The organism is Hutsoniella sourekii ATCC 700629 (genome assembly GCF_000518205.1).
Lineage (GTDB): Bacteria > Bacillota > Bacilli > Lactobacillales > Aerococcaceae > Hutsoniella > Hutsoniella sourekii.
Window position 1 is genome coordinate 17,639 of record NZ_JADD01000020.1, and the last position, 17,175, is coordinate 34,813.

A 17,175-nucleotide genomic window follows, 5' to 3' on the forward strand; every position below is an offset into this window, starting at 1 on the left:
AAAGAATGATCTAGTATGGTAAAATGTTGAGAGGTATAAAGAAATGAGGAAATAATCATGGCAGGGCAACTAATGGAAACGAAAATAACAGATATAAATGAAAATGCGGTATTTACTCAACGAGAAGGTATTACTTACCAAGTAGCACTAGATCAGCTAGAAGCGACTCCCCAAATTGGTGATAATTTGAAAGGATTAGCTTACGAAGATCGAAAAGGTACAAAGAGACTACAGGTTCAATTACCTAAAATTCGACCGGGTATTTACGATTGGGCTCCGGTAGTCTCTTTGCATACTGAAGCCGGAGCTTTTGTAGATATTGGTTTGGATCAAAAAGACATATTACTATCCAGTGATGATTTGCCACTAGAAAGTTGGGAATGGCCAAAGGTGGGTGATGAGTTGTTTGTCACCTATGAAATAGATGAACGGGAGAGGTTTTGGGCAAAGCTAGGCTACCAAGAAGAAATTAGTCGAATTAGAAAAAAAGCACCAGCTAGATTACAAAATCAAGATACTAAGGCACGGGTCTATCGTCTAATTGGTGCTGGGGCGCAAGTATTCACCAAGGATGGTTATGATGCCTTTATTCATACCGATGAGCAATTAAATCCCTTAAGATTAGGGGAAGAGGTAGAGGCGCGGGTGATAGATGTTCATTTGGATGGACGATTAAATTTATCCACTCGTCCACGAGCACACGAATTAATCTCTGAAGATGCCCAGATGATTTTGGCTGTTTTATCACGAAGTCTAGGTGGCTTTCTTCCCCTACATGATAAATCACACCCAGATGAGATCAAAAACTTATTAGGTATTTCCAAAAAGCAATTCAAACGAGCTGTTGGGAACTTGTTGAAAGAAGGGCGAATTCGTCAGGAAGTAGGAGAAGGGATCTATTTACTTGATAAAGGGGCAGACAAGTGACAGGGAATTCAAGCTTTACTTCTCTGATCGATGATTTTATTCGTTATCTTGCTATTGATTTAGGTAGGAGCGAGAATACCCAAACGAGCTACCGAAATGACTTGCATAGATTTATTAATTATTTGAAGCAAGAGGAAATCCAATCTATCCAAGAGGTCAAGGAACTAGACATTCAAGCCTATTTAATAGATTTAAAAGCTAATAATCTTAGCGCTGCCACAACTTCTCGCCATATTACCAGTTTAAAACAATTTTTTCAGTTTTTGTTGAGAGAAAATATTATTCAAGAAAGTCCGATGTCACTCATTCAGGCACCTAAAAACAAAAAGCATCTACCCACGATCTTAAATACGGATGAGATAGACTGTTTATTAGAAGCGCCAGATACAACTACTAACAACGGACTTAGAGACCGGTCCATTTTCGAGTTGATGTATGCGAGTGGTTTGCGTGTCAGTGAATTAATTAGTCTGACCATGGATGAGTTACATTTGCAGATGGGATTTATTCAAACTGTTGGAAAAGGTAACAAAGAGCGACTCGTTCCAATTGGTGGTGAGGCAGAATATTGGTTGAAACGATACTTAGATGAGGTACGTCCCATCTATGCTAACAAGTCAGCCAACTCTAATGACTCAATTTATTTGACTCAACGAGGCAATACTTTCACAAGACAGGGTATCTGGAAGAACCTTAATAAGTATGTCCAAATCGCTGGCATTGACAAAAAAATTTCACCTCATATATTAAGGCACTCTTTTGCCAGTCATTTACTTGAGAATGGAGCAGATTTACGGATGGTACAAGAATTATTGGGCCATTCAGATATTTCTACAACACAGATATACACGCATTTAACTAAAACTAGATTGCAAGAAGTTTATCGCAAGAATTTCCCTAGAGCATAAAAGGAGGACATGATGAATTTTAAACGAATACATTTATTGGTGATGGATTCTGTGGGTATCGGTCAAGCACCAGATGCTGCTGAATTTAATGATGAGGGTGCTCATACACTGGGGCACATAGCCGAAACGGTTGATTTGAAATTACCAAACATGGAAGCGATGGGATTAGGGAATATTGAAGCCTTAAAGGGTATCCAGACCCAATCAGCTCCTAAAGCCTACTGGACTAAATTACAGGAAGTTTCAGCCGGCAAGGACACGATGACCGGTCATTGGGAAATTATGGGCTTAAAGATTGAACAACCATTTAGAGTTTTTCCTGATGGTTTCCCAGATGAGCTTATTCAACAAATTGAAGATTTTTCAGGTCGTTCGATAGTGGCAAATAAACCTGCTTCTGGAACAGCGATCATTGATGAATATGGGGCTCATCAAATGGAAACTGGAGACTTGATTGTCTATACTTCTGCAGATTCAGTGCTTCAAATTGCTGCTCATGAAGACGTTATTCCTCTTGATGAACTTTATCGTATCTGTGAATTTGCACGCGAAATTACCTTAGAGGATCCTTATATGCTGGGCCGAATTATTGCTAGACCTTATATTGGCCAGCCAGGTAATTTTACAAGAACAAGTAATCGCCATGACTATGCCCTGAGCCCATTTGGCAAGACAACCTTAGATTTCTTAAAAGAAGCTGGGCATGAAGTGATATCGGTTGGTAAAATTGAGGACATCTTTAATGGAGCGGGTATTACTCAGGCCAATCGAACCAAGAACAATATGGATGGGGTCGACAAGTTATTGAAGGTTATGGATCAAGATTTCACTGGATTATCCTTCACTAATTTGGTAGATTTTGATGCAGTCTATGGTCACCGTCGTAACCCCGAAGGATACGGTCAGGCGCTTGAAGAATTCGACCAAAGAATTCCAGAAGTTCTAGATAAAATGGAAGACAATGATTTGTTTATAATTACGGCTGATCATGGGAACGATCCGACTTATTCTGGAACTGACCACACGCGTGAGTATGTTCCTCTATTAGTCTACAGTCCATTGCTAACCCAAATGAAGGAGCTAGATGCCAGCTATTTTGCTGATATTGCTGCTACTATCTCAGATAATTTTGGTGTTGCTCAAACAGAAAATGGAACTAGTTTCCTCAGTCAATTGATCTAAATATTGAGCTAACTTCCTACTTATTAAGACTTGATTATTGCTGATTAATTGGTTAGAATTTAAACTCGAAAGGAGGGCGCTTGTGCTCATTTCATCAAAAAATAAAAATGACTTAATTGTCTTGGGTCTTCTATCCTATACTTGTCACGATGAACAAGTAACAACAGAAGACTTGAGAGAATTACTTGAAGAATATCGTCAGAATGATCATTATGAATTGTTCTTGTATCGTCAAGAAGACAGCGAAAATTTTATTGGATTACTAGCCATTGAAGAAAACCGTGATGAAAGCCATGAACTTAATTCTGTTACCTTGCATCGAGTGGCAGTCATCCCGTCATTTAACAATGATCAAATTGATTTTCAGATGTACCGTGAGTTGAGAGCCATCTATGAAGGAGTTCCAATTATTGGTTCGATGGATACTGTCGACCAATTAGCCACTTGGAATCAGCAGTTGGAAGATGAACCTGTTGCTGATGAATATTAGGTTATCTGATGGCTGATTACGAATTAGAATTAGAGCTTGAAGATTTCCATGGTCCTTTAGACTTGCTATTGCATTTAATTAAAAAAATGGAAGTAGACATCAATGATATACCGATGGCTGAGATTACGCAGCAATATTTAACCTATGTTCGATCCATGCAAGAATTGCAACTAGATAAAGTGGCCGATTACTTGGTGATGGCCGCTACTTTGATTGAAATCAAGAGTCGGCTCCTACTACCTGTTGAACCAGATCAAGACTGGGAGGATCCTTATCAAGGTGAAGACCCTCGTGCGAGCTTAGTGGAGCAATTACTTGTGTACCAACAGTTTCAGGAAGTCTCAAGCCAGTTAGAGAAACTAGAAGCGTCACGTGCCTTAAACTATGGACGCCCAGCTAGTGATCTGACCAGCTATTTAGAGACGGTTCCACTTAAAGATGGCGAGCTGACTGTTGATCATCTCGTTGAAAGTATGCAACAAGTTCTAATGGAACAATTGGAGCGAGAGCCTAGGCATAAGCAAATCCATCAAGATACTGAAACGGTTGATGATAAAATCAAGCTAATGCATGATTATTTTAGACCGCTTTCAAGAGAAGATCGAGTTTCTTTTGATACATTTGTTTCTACTGGTAATCGCCGGGAGATTATCAATAGTTTTCTAGCCGTGCTGGAATTAGTTCGTAAACAATACTTGACCTTTTTTCAAGAGGAAATTATGGCTCCTATCTATCTAAAAAAGAATGCAAGAGGAGATGACGATAATGAGTCCTTTAGCTCGTATTAAAGCCCTTATATTTGTAAGTGGGGAAGAAGGGATTACATTGGAGGCATTAGCCTATTCTTTAGATATGGATCAGGATCTAGTAAGAGGTCATCTACAGACCATCGAATTATCTTTTAGAGAAGATTCTGAAAATCCTTTAGAACTCGTCAAGTATAATTCGGCTTATCAATTTGTTACAAAAAAAGAATATGCGAGTGATTTGGAAGCTTTTGCACAGGCTCCCCATACTAAAACGTTGAGTCGAGCAGCCATTGAAACATTAGCGATCGTTGCTTACCGCCAACCCATTACTCGATTAGCGGTTGATCATATTAGAGGCGTCGTATCCTCCAATATGTTGCAACGCCTTCAAGGTAGAGGTTTGATTAAAGAAGTCGGTCGTGTAGATAGTCCGGGTAGACCCCTCTTATATGGCACGACTGATTATTTTATGTCTTATTTTGGCCTACAAACCTTAGAAGATTTACCAGAAATTGAGCCTTTGGCTCTAAATCCTCAAGAAGCAGACAATGAATTATTTGATTTCAAGGAATGGCATCCCAAACTTGAATTAGAAGAAACCGATCAAAGGATAGAAGGAGCCGAATAAATGGAACGACTACAGAAGGTCATGGCCCACGCAGGGGTTGCTAGCCGACGCAAGTGCGAAGAGATCATTAAAGCCGGTAGAGTTAAAGTGAATGGCCAGCTTGTGGATCAACTGGGCGTTAAAGTTAGTCCCAGTGATCAAGTGGAAGTAGATGGTGTTCCGATTTACCGAGAAGAACCCAGATACTTTTTATTCTATAAACCTAGAAATGTTCTTTCAGCTGTGAGTGATGATAAAGGCCGTCCGGTGGTCAACGATTATTTTGAAATGATTGACGAACGGATCTATCCTGTTGGACGTCTTGACTTTGATACGACCGGGCTTTTACTAATGACTAATGACGGAGAATTTGCTAATAGAATGACCCATCCTAGTCATCAAATTGATAAGGAATATATTGCTAAGATTGAAGGCATTCCGAGTCCAGAAGATTTGAAAAGGCTTGCCAAAGGTGTAGTGGTTGATGGTAAGAAAACTTCCAGGGCAAGAAGTCGCTTGGTCAAATCTAATCCGAATAACCAAACAGCTGTCGTGAGTTTAACGATTCATGAAGGATGGAACCACCAAGTCAAGAAAATGTTTCAAGCGATTGGCTACCCGGTGGTTCGCCTCAAAAGAGAACGCGTTGCATTCTTAAACTTAGGACAGCTTAAACCGGGGGAGTATCGGGAGTTGACTGCCTTTGAAGTTGATAAACTCAACAAGATGGCCACGGATGAGTAAAAGTGATGAAAGCCCTTTACAAGTTTATATTATTGTGGTATATTGCCATTAATAGAATAGTATTAGTTCTTCAGGGACAGAGTGAAAATCTCGACCGGTGGTAAAAGTCCACGAGCCTAAGGTTCATACCGAGGGTTGAATCGATGTAATTTCGATACCGACAGTATAGTCTGGAATAAAGAAGACATAAATACGTACTAATGTATTTAAGCGCTTTATCTTGAAGAAGTTAAAGCGTTTATTTTTGTTTGGGCTCATTGCTAGCTACTGTCCACTCAGAAATAATCAGATAACTTCTAATGGGTGAGTGATTGAATGGTCTAATGTAGGATCACTCAATCTTAGCAAATATCTTAAATGAGTATACTGAGACCTCATTACTTTCCCTTGATTAACCTATTATTCTAATTAAAGGTAGAAAGTAGTGACATTATGAAACGTTTATCGACTCAAGATTTAGTTATTTTATCAATATTAGGGGCTCTATCCTTGTTGGTTCGGACGATTGAATTCCCAATATTACCAGCTGCTCCATTTTTAAAAATTGATTTCAGTGATTTAGTTGCCTTAGTTGGTATGTTAATTAAGGGACCTGTCGGTTTTTTCTTGGTTGGATTTATTCGAGATTTATTGAATTTCATTTTGAAAGGTGGTCAGGCAGGGATCCCGATTGGTGCGATTATGTCTTTACTGGCTACCGTAGCCATGCTATTACCAACCCACTGGGTTCTTGCTTATGCTAAATCTTGGTCTAAAGCAATGCAATCCGTTGTTATTGTGGTATCTTCAACCTTATTATTGACCTTAGCTCTCGCTTTACTTAATTATTTTGTTACATTGCCTATCTATATTACGGTTATGAATTTTCCGATTGATGATATTTTATCTTATGTGATGGCCGTGGTAGTTCCTTTTAATTTAATTAAGGGTGTGATTATCGGTATCGGACAATTGATAACGATCAAAGTATTTAAACCTTTGCTTGCTAAGCGAGATCGCTATTATTATAAATATAGTTAAAATTGCTGTAAATGTTACGTTTAGGTTACAATTTAGTGTCATTTAGCCTCAAAAGCCTAAAAGCGCTTTATCTAATTGTAAATTTGGCGTATTATTGTGGTAAACTTATTAGGTAAGATCGCTTGGTGATCTATCTTATTAGGAGGTATTTTATGACAAAAGATAATGAAAAGGATTATCGCGAGAATATTAATCCTTCAACTGAAGAGTTGGATCAAGAGGTGACCCATGAGGAAGCGGAAGTTAAGCAAGACAAGAAGCCGTGGAATCGTAAGTTCTCTCAAGATGAAAACCTAAAGACTCGCCAGTTCTCTAGAACGGCCCGTAACCAACCACAAAAAGAAGCAACAACCTTATCAAAGGTGCTTTTGGGCGCTATTGTAGTGACTGTCATCGCTCCTTTTATAATTTGGTGGTTAATTTCATCTCAAAGAGACAACCAGCAAGTTGCTCAAAGAACCACTGAACAAGTGACAATCTCACGCAATACCGAATCGGCCTCATCACAAGAATCAGCCAGTTCCCAGTCTTCTCAAGCGAGTCAATCAAGCCAATCATCGAGTGTTTCTTCAAGCACTATTGATAATGATGAGTCACGTTCATTAGCTCAAAATCAAGCATCATCTACTAATGAAGCAGCTAATACAACGACTGCGCCGGAACCAACAGCTCCTGTTGCGCCAGCTACTCCAGTAGCACCCGTAACCCCGGCTGAAGAGGCGGCTCCTGCTGGTGGGCATACAGTTGCTCAAGGTGAATCTTGGTATGGTATTGCTCGAGCTTATGGGATTGATGTTTATACTTTAGCGGCTGCTAATGGTGCTTCTATTGATACGCCGATACATCCAGGTCAGCAAATTATTATTCCGTAATTTACAAGTTAATGCAGACAAGACTTCCTTTGAAGTTTTGTCTGCTTATTTTATGAAAGGATGAAATCATGATTCCTAATATTCAAATTGCCATTGATGGTCCGGCCTCATCAGGTAAGTCTACTTTGGCCAAGCAGTTAGCACAAGACTTAGATCTAATCTATATTGATACCGGTGCTATGTACCGTGCGATAACGCTAGCTACTATCCAATCCAACACCGACTTATCCTCCGACCGCCAAGTGGAAGAATTGTTGGAAAGTTTAAATCTGACTTTTCGAATTGATCAAGGGCAACAGAATATATTTTTGAATGGTCAAAAATTAGATCAAGAGTTAAGAAGCCCTCAAGTTAATCAAGCAGTATCAAAAGTTTCTGCCAATCCGCTTGTACGTGAATTTTTGGTTAAAACTCAACAAGACGTTGCTCAGTCCCAATCTGTAATTATGGATGGTCGTGATATAGGGACGGTGGTTCTGCCTGAAGCGGACTTTAAGTTCTTTTTAACAGCTAGTCCGCGTGTTCGTGCCCAGAGACGTTATGATGAAAACATGGAAAAAGGGTACTCCAATCAAACACTTGAAGAAATCGAGAAAGAAATAATTAAAAGAGACCATTTAGATTCGACAAGAGAAATAAGTCCGCTTACTAAAGCCAAGGATGCTATTGAAATTGACACTAGTGACCTTTCAATCCAAGAACTAGTAGCAAAAATAAAATTAATTATTCAAGATAAAAATTAAAGCGATGCGGATTTATTTGGCATAAGTCTAGACTTTATGAACAATATTTGGTATTATAGGTATACTTGATTGATTACAATCAATCATAGATATAGGTAACGCTTAGGAGGAACTGGTAAATGTCAGAGTTTGTAGAAAACAACGAATTAAACGAAGAAGAAGCAGTACAAGAAGAGGCTGTTTCAATGGAAACAATGGAAGATGCTCTTGATTCTGTTAAAGAGATTAAATTAGGAGATAGCGTAACTGTAGATGTATTGGCTTTTGATGATAGTCAAGTACGCGTTGCGATTCAAGAAAGTGGCGGATTAGAAGGTGTTATTCCTCGTAATGAATTATCTGCTACACCATTTGAAGAATTAACTGATGTTGTTAATATTGGTGACGAGATTGAAGTTATCGTCCTTAAACCAATCAAAGACAAAGAAAATGGTAACTATTTACTTTCTAAACGTCGTGTAGACGCTAAGAAAGTTTGGGATGAACTTCAAGAAAAAGTAGATGCCAACGAAACAATTACTGCCCCTGTTAAGAATGTTGTTAAAGGTGGTTTAGTAGTTGATGCAGGTGTTCGTGGATTCGTGCCTGCTTCAATGGTAGAAGACTATTTTGTTGAAGATTTTTCAACTTATGTTGGTCAAACCCTTGAATTCAAGATCATAGAAATTGAACCAAGTGAAAACCGTCTAATCCTTTCTCACAAAGAGATTGCTCGTCAAGAACGTGAAAGTAAACGTGCTGAGCGCTTAGCTGAAATTGAAGAAGGATCAATCATTGAAGGTACAGTTGCACGTCTAGTTAACTTTGGTGCCTTTGTTGATTTAGGTGGCGTTGACGGATTAGTTCATATTAGCCGTATTGCTCATGAGCACGTTAACAAGCCAAGCGATTATTTAACACCTGGTGAAAAAGTTAATGTTAAGGTTCTATCTGTGGACCAAGAAGAAGGTCGCGTATCACTATCTATCAAAGATACTTTACCTGGACCATGGGATGACATCGAAGAAAAAGCACCTGAAGGAGCAGTTCTAGATGGAACAGTTAAACGCCTAACTAGCTTTGGTGCCTTTGTAGAAGTATTCCCTGGTGTTGAAGGACTTGTTCACATTTCTCAAATTTCTCATGAACATATTGGAACTCCTCATGAAAAATTAGAAGAAGGTCAAGAAGTTCAAGTTAAGGTTCTTAGTGTAGACCCTGAAGAAGAAAGATTATCACTTTCTATCAAGGCTTTACAAGATGCGCCTGCTCGCCAAGATGATGCACCAGCTAGACCTGCTAAGAAAGACTCTTCAAGAAGAGGATCTAGCAAGCGTGGTAATCGTTCTAACAACAACCATCAATCATTCCAAAATGATGATGTAGAATCTTCATTTACAATGGGAGATCTTTTAGGAGACGCTTTATCTCAATTTAAATCAGATGAAGAGTAATTCTTACTTTGTTTAATTCGTAATTTAGGACTGACTGGATTCCGGTCAGTCTTTCTTTGTTATAATAACTTTATGGAGGTGTAATATGACTACTATACCTACAGTAGCGATTGTTGGTAGGCCAAACGTTGGTAAGTCGACCGTATTCAATCGATTGGTCGGTGAGCGGATCTCGATTGTTGAAGATATGCCCGGTGTCACCCGAGATCGTATTTATGCGACGGGTAAATGGTTAGGTAGAGACTATCGCTTGATTGATACGGGCGGGATTGAAATGAACGATGAGCCACTGATGAAGCAAATTCGCTACCAGGCTGAGATTGCAATGGATGAAGCAGATGTTATTGTGATGATTACTAGTGTGAGGGAAGGCGTATTGCGTGAAGATGAAGCGATTGCCCGTCTGCTTCATCGAAGCGATAAACCAGTTATTTTGGCAGTCAATAAGGCCGACAATCCTGAACAACGGCAAGAAATATACGAGTTTTATTCTCTAGGTTTGGGTGATCCCATTCCTATTTCTGGTTCTCATGGGCAGGGACTAGGTGATTTATTGGATGAAATTGTAGCTAATTTTCCAGAATTCACTGATAATGACCCGGATGATGATCTGATTCGCTTCTCATTTATTGGTCGACCGAATGTGGGTAAATCCAGTTTAGTGAATGCGATCTTGGCTGAAGACCGGGTGATTGTCTCCAACATGGAGGGGACGACGCGAGACGCCATTGATACAAATTTTGTAGATCAAGAGGGTCAAGAATTTACAGTGATTGATACAGCTGGAATTCGTAAACGTGGTAAAGTTTATGAGAATACAGAAAAATATAGTGTCATGCGAGCTATGTCTGCGATAGATCGTAGTGATATCGTTTGTTTGGTGCTTGATGCTGAAACGGGTATTCGTGAGCAAGATAAACATATAGCTGGATATGCTGCTGATGCAAATAAGGGGATCATTATTCTAGTCAATAAGTGGGACGCTGTGGATAAGGGCAATAATAAATTTGAGGAATTCACTCAAGATATTAGAGAAGCTTTCAAGTTTATTCCTTATGCGCCAATTCTTTTTGTTTCTGCTCATACCCATCAAAGATTGAATCGATTACCAGAGCTATTAAAGACGATCTACAAGAATCGTCACCATCGGATTCAATCCTCGACTTTAAATAATGTTTTAATGGATGCTATTGCGATGAATCCTACGCCAACCGACAAGGGTAGACGTTTAAATATCTTTTATATGACTCAAGTGGCAGTTGCGCCTCCAACTTTTATCATCTTTGTTAATGATCCTGATTTGATGCATTTTTCTTATTTACGGTTCATTGAAAACCAACTCAGAGAAGCATTCTTTTTTGAGGGAACAGCCATTAAACTATTAGTTAGAGAGCGACAATAATTGTTAAGAAAGCGATAATAACAGTCTTTTCCGTTGTAATTATCTATCGTATATGATATTCTTATTAAGAAATGACCCGAGAGGTTTAATTTCAATTGGCTCGAGGAGCCCAAATATAAAGGAGGACGATATAATGGCAAATAAAGCAGAATTAATTGAAAAAGTTGCGGAGAAAACAAACTTAACTAAAAAAGATGTTACAGCAACAGTTGAAGCCTTATTCCAAACTGTTGAAGAAACACTAGCAGCTGGTGAAAAAGTTCAAGTCATCGGGTTTGGTACTTTTGAAGTACGTGAGCGTGCTGCTCGTAAGGGTCGCAACCCTCAAACAGGTGAAGAAATTGAAATCCCAGCTACTAAAGTACCTGGATTCAAAGCTGGTAAAGGTCTTAAAGATGCCGTTAAAGGTTAATTAATTCCTTTTTCTGGGACTGTCTAAGGACAGTCCTTTTTATTTTGGATTCCTTTATAGAAAGTATTAATTTTGCTATAATAGTCAAGTATAAAGATAGGATGTGGTTTAGTGGAACTTTATGAAGAAATCTCTTATCATCTTGAACATGTTGCTATTGATAATGAAGAAAGTATTCTTGGTATTTTATCCGACTATATTGATCGTGCCCCAAATGAAGTGAAAGTTTTTCAAGTCTTGGAATTAATCAGTCAAGATTTAGTTGACCAAGGTCGCATCCATCATGGACTTGAATTAGCCATTAACTTATACGATATCAATGGGCATGATCATTTGGCCTATTTAATTGCAAAGTTTTATCAACAATATCTGTTGTCAAATCAAGCATTAGAATGGATTTATAAGATTCCATCCGAAAATAGGGATTACAACTGCCAGCTTTTATTAGCCGATATTTTAATTAGTCTAAATAAGGTGAATGAAGCTAGAGAAATCTTAACCAATCTGATCCAAGATTATCCTGTCCAAGTTGAAGCATATCATCAGTTGGCTGATCTATATGACAGTCATGATATGATTGAGAGCGCGCAAAAGTACTATCAATTAATATTTGATTATTTCTTGGAGGAGTCAGATCGGCGTCGGTCTAGATTAAAACTATTAGAATTAGCGCTCAAGCAAGAAATCATTGACCAGCAATTAATTGATCAGTTGATCCAAGTTAAAGACCTTCCACTTGAATCTAGGGATGAACTTCAGTTATCTAGCTATGCTTATTTATGGGTCAACGAGTTAACAAAAGCTAAGAAATTGGCTGGTCAACTGCTTGATTTAGATAAGGATTCGTTTGATGCTCACTTTATTTTGCTTCAGATAGCGATCGAAGAAAGTAACAATCAAGAAGCTCAAGATCAAATAGACTGGCTCTGTTTGAGTTTGCCCCCTTATTCTCAAGAGATTATAGAAGTGGCACGTTGTGGTTTGGCAATCAATTACTTACCCGATCGTCTGCTAGAGCGATTGGGGCAATTATTGGATCTGATTGATGATTTTGACTCTTACTATGAAGTATTATCCTTGCTTGTCAATCATTATTTAGATGAAGAACAGCCTGATAAAGCTTTAGAATTGTTATCTCAAGCAAGTAAGGAATTAGAGGATGATCAAATTTATTTAAGTTATTTATTTGGTAAGGCATACCAAGACAAGGGTCAATTAGAGGAAGCTGCCCTTGCTTTCAAGCAAGCACTGGACTTACAAGTCAATGAAGCAAATTTATATGATTCTTATTATCAAGTTCTTAGTGATTTAGGTCGAGTAGAGGAAGCAGAGATTTTGAGAAGAGACTGGATGGGTAACACATTGAAGATGGATGAAGGGGACGATCATGACTATGGTGGTTAATCTGACGAAGATTGAGTTTTTTTCCTGGATCTTAGATCACTTTCCACCTTTGCAACTTCCAACGGCTTATTTTTTTCAATTTCTCATGAAAGAACCTAAGCTTTTGGATCAAATAATTATCACAGAACACGTTCAACAATCACCAAGAGGTATTAGAATTGATTTAATGTGTCAAGATCCTGAGAATGTTGTTTATTTCAAAAATCAGATTGAATGGCAAAGCCTGGATCAGGTCTTTCATGATTTGCGGCTAAGTCGGAATAAACCCAACGACTTTTATTGCTTGGAATTAGTTTTGCCTGATTATTATTATTGGGCGAATTACTACCAAGTATTTGAAGAAAATCCCTATCTAATCTCCCCAACCTTGAGCGATGACTTGGACCAAAGTTTAAAACTTGTGAGTTTGATAGGTAGGATGAATCAACTGACTCAGGCCTTGAATCAAGCCCTTGATGGGGGACATCCTGAAGTAAGTGCCGAATACTTGCAACAAATCAATCGTTTGAAAGAGGAATATCATGTGGCTAGATTTAAAAAATAAATATTTTACACAAGCGATGCCCGTTATGTCAGAACTAGTTGATAAGGGTTTTGAAGCCTATTTTGTGGGGGGCTGTGTTAGGGACCTGCTTCTAGATGATCCGATTCACGATATCGATATAGCCACTAGTGCTAGGCCTGAAGAGATTCAAGCAATCTTTCCTTCGACGATTGATGTAGGAGCCGAACATGGAACTATCATTGTTCTCTATCAACAGCAACCTTATGAAATTACAACCTTTAGAACGGAAGGAAAATATTCTGACTATCGTCGTCCGGATTCCGTTGAATTTGTCCGAGATTTAAAAGAAGATACCTTGAGAAGAGACTTCACGATTAATGCCATGGCTTGTGATCTTGATGGAAAGCTATATGATTATCATGGAGGCTTTGCTGATCTTGAGTTGGGTTTGATTCGGGCGGTAGGAGATCCGAGTGCACGATTTCAAGAAGATGCCCTTAGAATGATGCGTGCCGTTCGTTTTGCTAGTAAATTAGGTTTTAAAATTGAGCGAGCCACTTTTTCAGCTATTCAATCGCTGTCTGAATTGATAACTAAGATCGCCATAGAAAGAATCCGTATCGAAATGGATAAGTTTCTAATTGGTGATTATTTCTTTAAAACTTATTTATCCCTTCAAGAAACAGGTTTAATAGTTTATTTACCTGGGTTTTCAAATCCAGTAGCTGGGCAAGCCTTGGCTGATTTAGCCCAAGATTTAAAGCCTATGATTGAAAACGACATGGATCGTCCTTTACCTTTAGTTTGGGCTTTATTATTAGGGCACTTAGGCCTAGATACAGGCGCCTGTAAAAAAATGTTGCGTGCATGGACCCACAGTAATCAGATGATCAGTGAAACACTGGAAATCATTGAGTTTTTACAAGAAGAATCAAGAGGTCAACTGAATGCTTGGTCGATTTATCAATACTCAGATTTAACAGTTGAACGTTGTCTGTCCTACTTGCAAGTCCATGGAGTGGATACCCATGATTATTTAACTATCTGGCAAAATCTTCCAATTAAGAATCGCCAGGAGATTGTCATGGATGGCCGTTGCTTAATGGCATACTTACAAATGGACCAAGGAGGCCCTATTATCGGTCGTTTGCTCCAGCAAGTGGAAAAAGCAATCGTCCAAGGAGAGTTAATGAATCAGGAAGAGGCTATTAAAGAATTTATTGATCAATACCAAGACTAGGGGAGGTGAAGCAATTGACTGTAAGTAAGGCTAAAATAGCTGTGGTTGACTTAGAGACCACGGGACCCAACCGAAAAGAAGGGGATCAGATCATCCAGATCGCTGCGGTAATTTATTGTGAGGGTCAAATCATTGAGCAAGTCAGTCAGTTAGTGAATCCCTTAATGGATCTGCCCTTTGAAATTAGCCAGTTAACAGGTATTAATGATGATGATTTGTTGGAAGCTCCAACATGGGATCAAATAGTTGATGAATGGTGGCTAAAATTGCAGGATTGCATCCTAGTTGCTCATAATATTAATTTTGATTACAAATTTTTACAGCAGTTTTTCAAGGAGTATGGCTATGATTATCAACCGCTTAGAATCGATACCGTTGTTCTAAGTCAAATTTTGTTGCCTCAAAGTAATGGCTTTAGTTTATCAAGTTTAAGTCGGCATCTAGCTGTCGCTTTTGAGGATGCTCATGATGCCTTATCGGATGCTAAATTTACGACCTATTTATTGGCGAATTTAGCCCAGCAAGTCGTTGAAATGGAAGCTAGTGTTAGAGACCAGTTGCTTTTAGTAATGAAACACTTAAATGATGATGAAACTTATTTTATGAGTCATGCCACTGATTTTGTATTAGGAGATCCTCAGTCCTTAATTGATGGGCAAGGACAACCGATCAGTACCAGACAATTAAAAGATGAAACGCACTTGAGTCTTCAATTAGCCAAGTGGATGGAAGAACAAGCTCGGCCACACTCCTCTATTCTTTTTGAAGACCCTGATCGACCGATCTCGCCTACAATAATGAAGGCCTACGCTTATCTGCAAAGTCAAAGAGATCCCGTTCTCTTATCCATTCCTGATCAAGAAGAATTATCTACTTGGCTGAAAAAATTTCAAGCAATGGATCCATCCTTAAAGTTTGGGCTTTTACTACCTTCTTCAAGCTTTATCCATCTTGAAGCGTTTGAATCAGTTTTAGCTTTGGTTGGTAAAGAATCCTTTAACCAATTGCAACTTATTCAATTGGCCGCTTGTTATTATTGGTTGAGTCAGTCAAATACAGGAAACTATCAAGAAATTCACTCTCATCTCCATTGTCATTCTTTAATTGATAAGTACGCAAAATCTATTAAGGAAAATCAGCCCCACTATTTTTATCTAAAAAATAAAAAGAAGTGTCTGCTTGCTAACTTCTGCTTGGTAGACCATACTTATCTCCCTTATAGTCTACAAGTGATGCCAGTTGAATTCAGCCAGCAGCGCCGTTTGTTAGTTTATGATACTCATTCGCTCGCTCAAGAACTTCGCTATTATTATTCAAGGAAATTAAACTTGTCGCATTTGCTACTTCAGCTACGTCGTATTAACGAAGGAAGTTTAGCTGTGCTTCAAGGAGAACGGATAAGAAATCTACAAGAGATCATCAAGAAATGCCTTCAAGATTTGTCTCATTTCTTAAAGGCGCAGATTCAACAAAACAAACAATCTTCTTTGCAAGTAATCGAGAAATACTTATCATTCAATCAACCGATCTGGGATCAGTTACAGGCTAATCTTCAATTAGCCTGTCAGGACCTAGAGCGTTTAATTCTTGAAATTAGAGAGGCTAGTGAAGAATCCTTAGCTGATCTCAATAAGTTTTTGCTTGACCTGAAGTCAATCGCGACTTGTCAAAGAGTTGGTTGGTATCTATCAGCGCGCGCAAGTTTCTCTCATGGTCAGTTTTTTGATTTAAATTTAATTTTGACACCCCTTGTTATTAACAAAGATTACCTAGCTTTTATGGATTCTTTTAAACAGGTGTCCTTGATTAGCTTGGGAAATTATAGCAATGATCAATTGATGACCAACTATACAGGTATACAAGGGCAAAAGCTCGTCTACCTAACGCTTCCCAAACTTAATCAACAGCGGACCAAACTAAGGCTTGAAATTCCTCTTGAATTTATCAATGAACAAACTGAGGATCTGCAGTTGACAGCCCAACTGCTACTTGACCACATTAAATTGAACGACCTCCAGTCGCGCTTAGCAATTGTTGCTAGCAATCAAGAACAGCTCCACTATCTTTATCAAGTTCTGGGAGAGGATTTAGATATAATCAATCGTTATCACTTGTTGGCATGTGGAGTGACAGGTAATGCTAGCAGAATTAAGAGACGTTTACTTGAAACAGATACTTGGATTTTACTAGGGAATCGTCGCCAAATTCAATCTTTATCAGCAGATATGGGGGCTATCGATATTTCTGTCTACATTCAACGGCTTCCCTTCCAATCATTTGACCATGTACAGTTTCAAGCAATCAAAGATCAAGTTAATCTAGATGATTCGGGAATTTTTGAGCAATTTGTCTACCCGAGGATGGTCCAAACGCTTAAAGAATTACTGGTGACTTTAAATGCTTATCATTTTGTCAGTCCAATATTTTTGATGGATGCTAGAGTATTTACTAAGAATTATAGTCTTCAGTTAAGACAAGATTTACAAGCCATTTGTGAGATTGAAAGTAGCTAGCTTATTTATTTTGCGGCTAACTTA

General features: G+C 38.6%; 17 protein-coding genes and 1 riboswitch. All 17 genes read left to right on the forward strand.

Going from position 1 to position 17,175, the window contains the following annotated elements; genetic code table 11:
• The first annotated feature begins 57 nt into the window (after window positions 1-57).
• Window positions 58-927 (forward strand): CvfB family protein, encoded by an 870-nt coding sequence (locus T408_RS0105625; protein ID WP_028119087.1) that lies wholly within the window; start codon window positions 58-60, stop codon window positions 925-927.
• Entirely contained in the window at window positions 924-1,835 is a 912-nt protein-coding gene (gene xerD, locus T408_RS0105630) for a site-specific tyrosine recombinase XerD (protein ID WP_235731624.1), read from the forward strand. Before T408_RS0105625 ends, xerD begins: the two co-directional genes overlap by 4 nt.
• 12 nt (window positions 1,836-1,847) lie before the next feature.
• Window positions 1,848-3,017, forward strand: coding sequence for a phosphopentomutase (deoB, locus tag T408_RS0105635; RefSeq protein ID WP_028119089.1), 1,170 nt, complete (start codon window positions 1,848-1,850; stop codon window positions 3,015-3,017).
• An 82-nt stretch (window positions 3,018-3,099) separates the two neighbouring features.
• The gene (locus tag T408_RS0105640) at window positions 3,100-3,507 is read left to right on the forward strand and encodes a hypothetical protein (protein WP_028119090.1); all 408 of its coding nucleotides are present in this window, start codon (window positions 3,100-3,102) and stop codon (window positions 3,505-3,507) included.
• 8 nt (window positions 3,508-3,515) lie between these two features.
• Window positions 3,516-4,295: a segregation and condensation protein A gene (locus T408_RS11005; RefSeq protein WP_035420230.1), complete on the forward strand. Its 780-nt coding sequence runs from the start codon at window positions 3,516-3,518 to the stop codon at window positions 4,293-4,295.
• The gene (gene scpB, locus T408_RS0105650) at window positions 4,273-4,884 is read left to right on the forward strand and encodes an SMC-Scp complex subunit ScpB (protein WP_028119091.1); all 612 of its coding nucleotides are present in this window, start codon (window positions 4,273-4,275) and stop codon (window positions 4,882-4,884) included. The genes T408_RS11005 and scpB overlap by 23 nt, the downstream gene beginning before the upstream one ends.
• The gene (locus T408_RS0105655) at window positions 4,885-5,607 is read left to right on the forward strand and encodes a pseudouridine synthase (protein WP_028119092.1); all 723 of its coding nucleotides are present in this window, start codon (window positions 4,885-4,887) and stop codon (window positions 5,605-5,607) included.
• 62 nt (window positions 5,608-5,669) lie between these two features.
• Window positions 5,670-5,797: riboswitch (FMN riboswitch) on the forward strand.
• A gap of 242 nt (window positions 5,798-6,039) precedes the next feature.
• Complete coding sequence (locus T408_RS11010) at window positions 6,040-6,627, forward strand: ECF transporter S component (RefSeq protein WP_035420232.1); 588 nt, start codon at window positions 6,040-6,042, stop codon at window positions 6,625-6,627.
• 152 nt (window positions 6,628-6,779) lie between these two features.
• On the forward strand, window positions 6,780-7,499 hold the full coding sequence (locus tag T408_RS0105665) for a LysM peptidoglycan-binding domain-containing protein (RefSeq protein ID WP_028119093.1): 720 nt from the start codon (window positions 6,780-6,782) through the stop codon (window positions 7,497-7,499).
• 68 nt (window positions 7,500-7,567) lie between these two features.
• Window positions 7,568-8,242 carry a (d)CMP kinase gene (gene cmk / locus T408_RS0105670; protein WP_028119094.1) on the forward strand — a complete coding sequence of 225 codons (675 nt, stop codon included), beginning with the start codon at window positions 7,568-7,570 and terminating at the stop codon, window positions 8,240-8,242.
• Between the two features lie 119 nt (window positions 8,243-8,361).
• A complete protein-coding gene (rpsA, locus tag T408_RS0105675; protein WP_035420234.1) occupies window positions 8,362-9,675 on the forward strand; it encodes a 30S ribosomal protein S1 in 1,314 nt (437 codons plus the stop codon).
• A gap of 85 nt (window positions 9,676-9,760) precedes the next feature.
• Entirely contained in the window at window positions 9,761-11,077 is a 1,317-nt protein-coding gene (gene der, locus T408_RS0105680; RefSeq protein ID WP_028119096.1) for a ribosome biogenesis GTPase Der, read from the forward strand.
• A gap of 133 nt (window positions 11,078-11,210) precedes the next feature.
• A complete protein-coding gene (locus T408_RS0105685) occupies window positions 11,211-11,489 on the forward strand; it encodes an HU family DNA-binding protein (RefSeq protein ID WP_028119097.1) in 279 nt (92 codons plus the stop codon).
• 111 nt (window positions 11,490-11,600) lie between these two features.
• On the forward strand, window positions 11,601-12,893 hold the full coding sequence (locus T408_RS0105690) for a tetratricopeptide repeat protein (protein WP_028119098.1): 1,293 nt from the start codon (window positions 11,601-11,603) through the stop codon (window positions 12,891-12,893).
• The gene (locus tag T408_RS0105695) at window positions 12,883-13,437 is read left to right on the forward strand and encodes a YpiB family protein (RefSeq protein WP_235731625.1); all 555 of its coding nucleotides are present in this window, start codon (window positions 12,883-12,885) and stop codon (window positions 13,435-13,437) included. Before T408_RS0105690 ends, T408_RS0105695 begins: the two co-directional genes overlap by 11 nt.
• A complete protein-coding gene (locus T408_RS0105700) occupies window positions 13,415-14,638 on the forward strand; it encodes a CCA tRNA nucleotidyltransferase (RefSeq protein WP_028119100.1) in 1,224 nt (407 codons plus the stop codon). The genes T408_RS0105695 and T408_RS0105700 overlap by 23 nt, the downstream gene beginning before the upstream one ends.
• 14 nt (window positions 14,639-14,652) lie before the next feature.
• On the forward strand, window positions 14,653-17,151 hold the full coding sequence (locus tag T408_RS0105705) for an exonuclease domain-containing protein (protein WP_028119101.1): 2,499 nt from the start codon (window positions 14,653-14,655) through the stop codon (window positions 17,149-17,151).
• The last annotated feature ends 24 nt before the right edge of the window (window positions 17,152-17,175 follow it).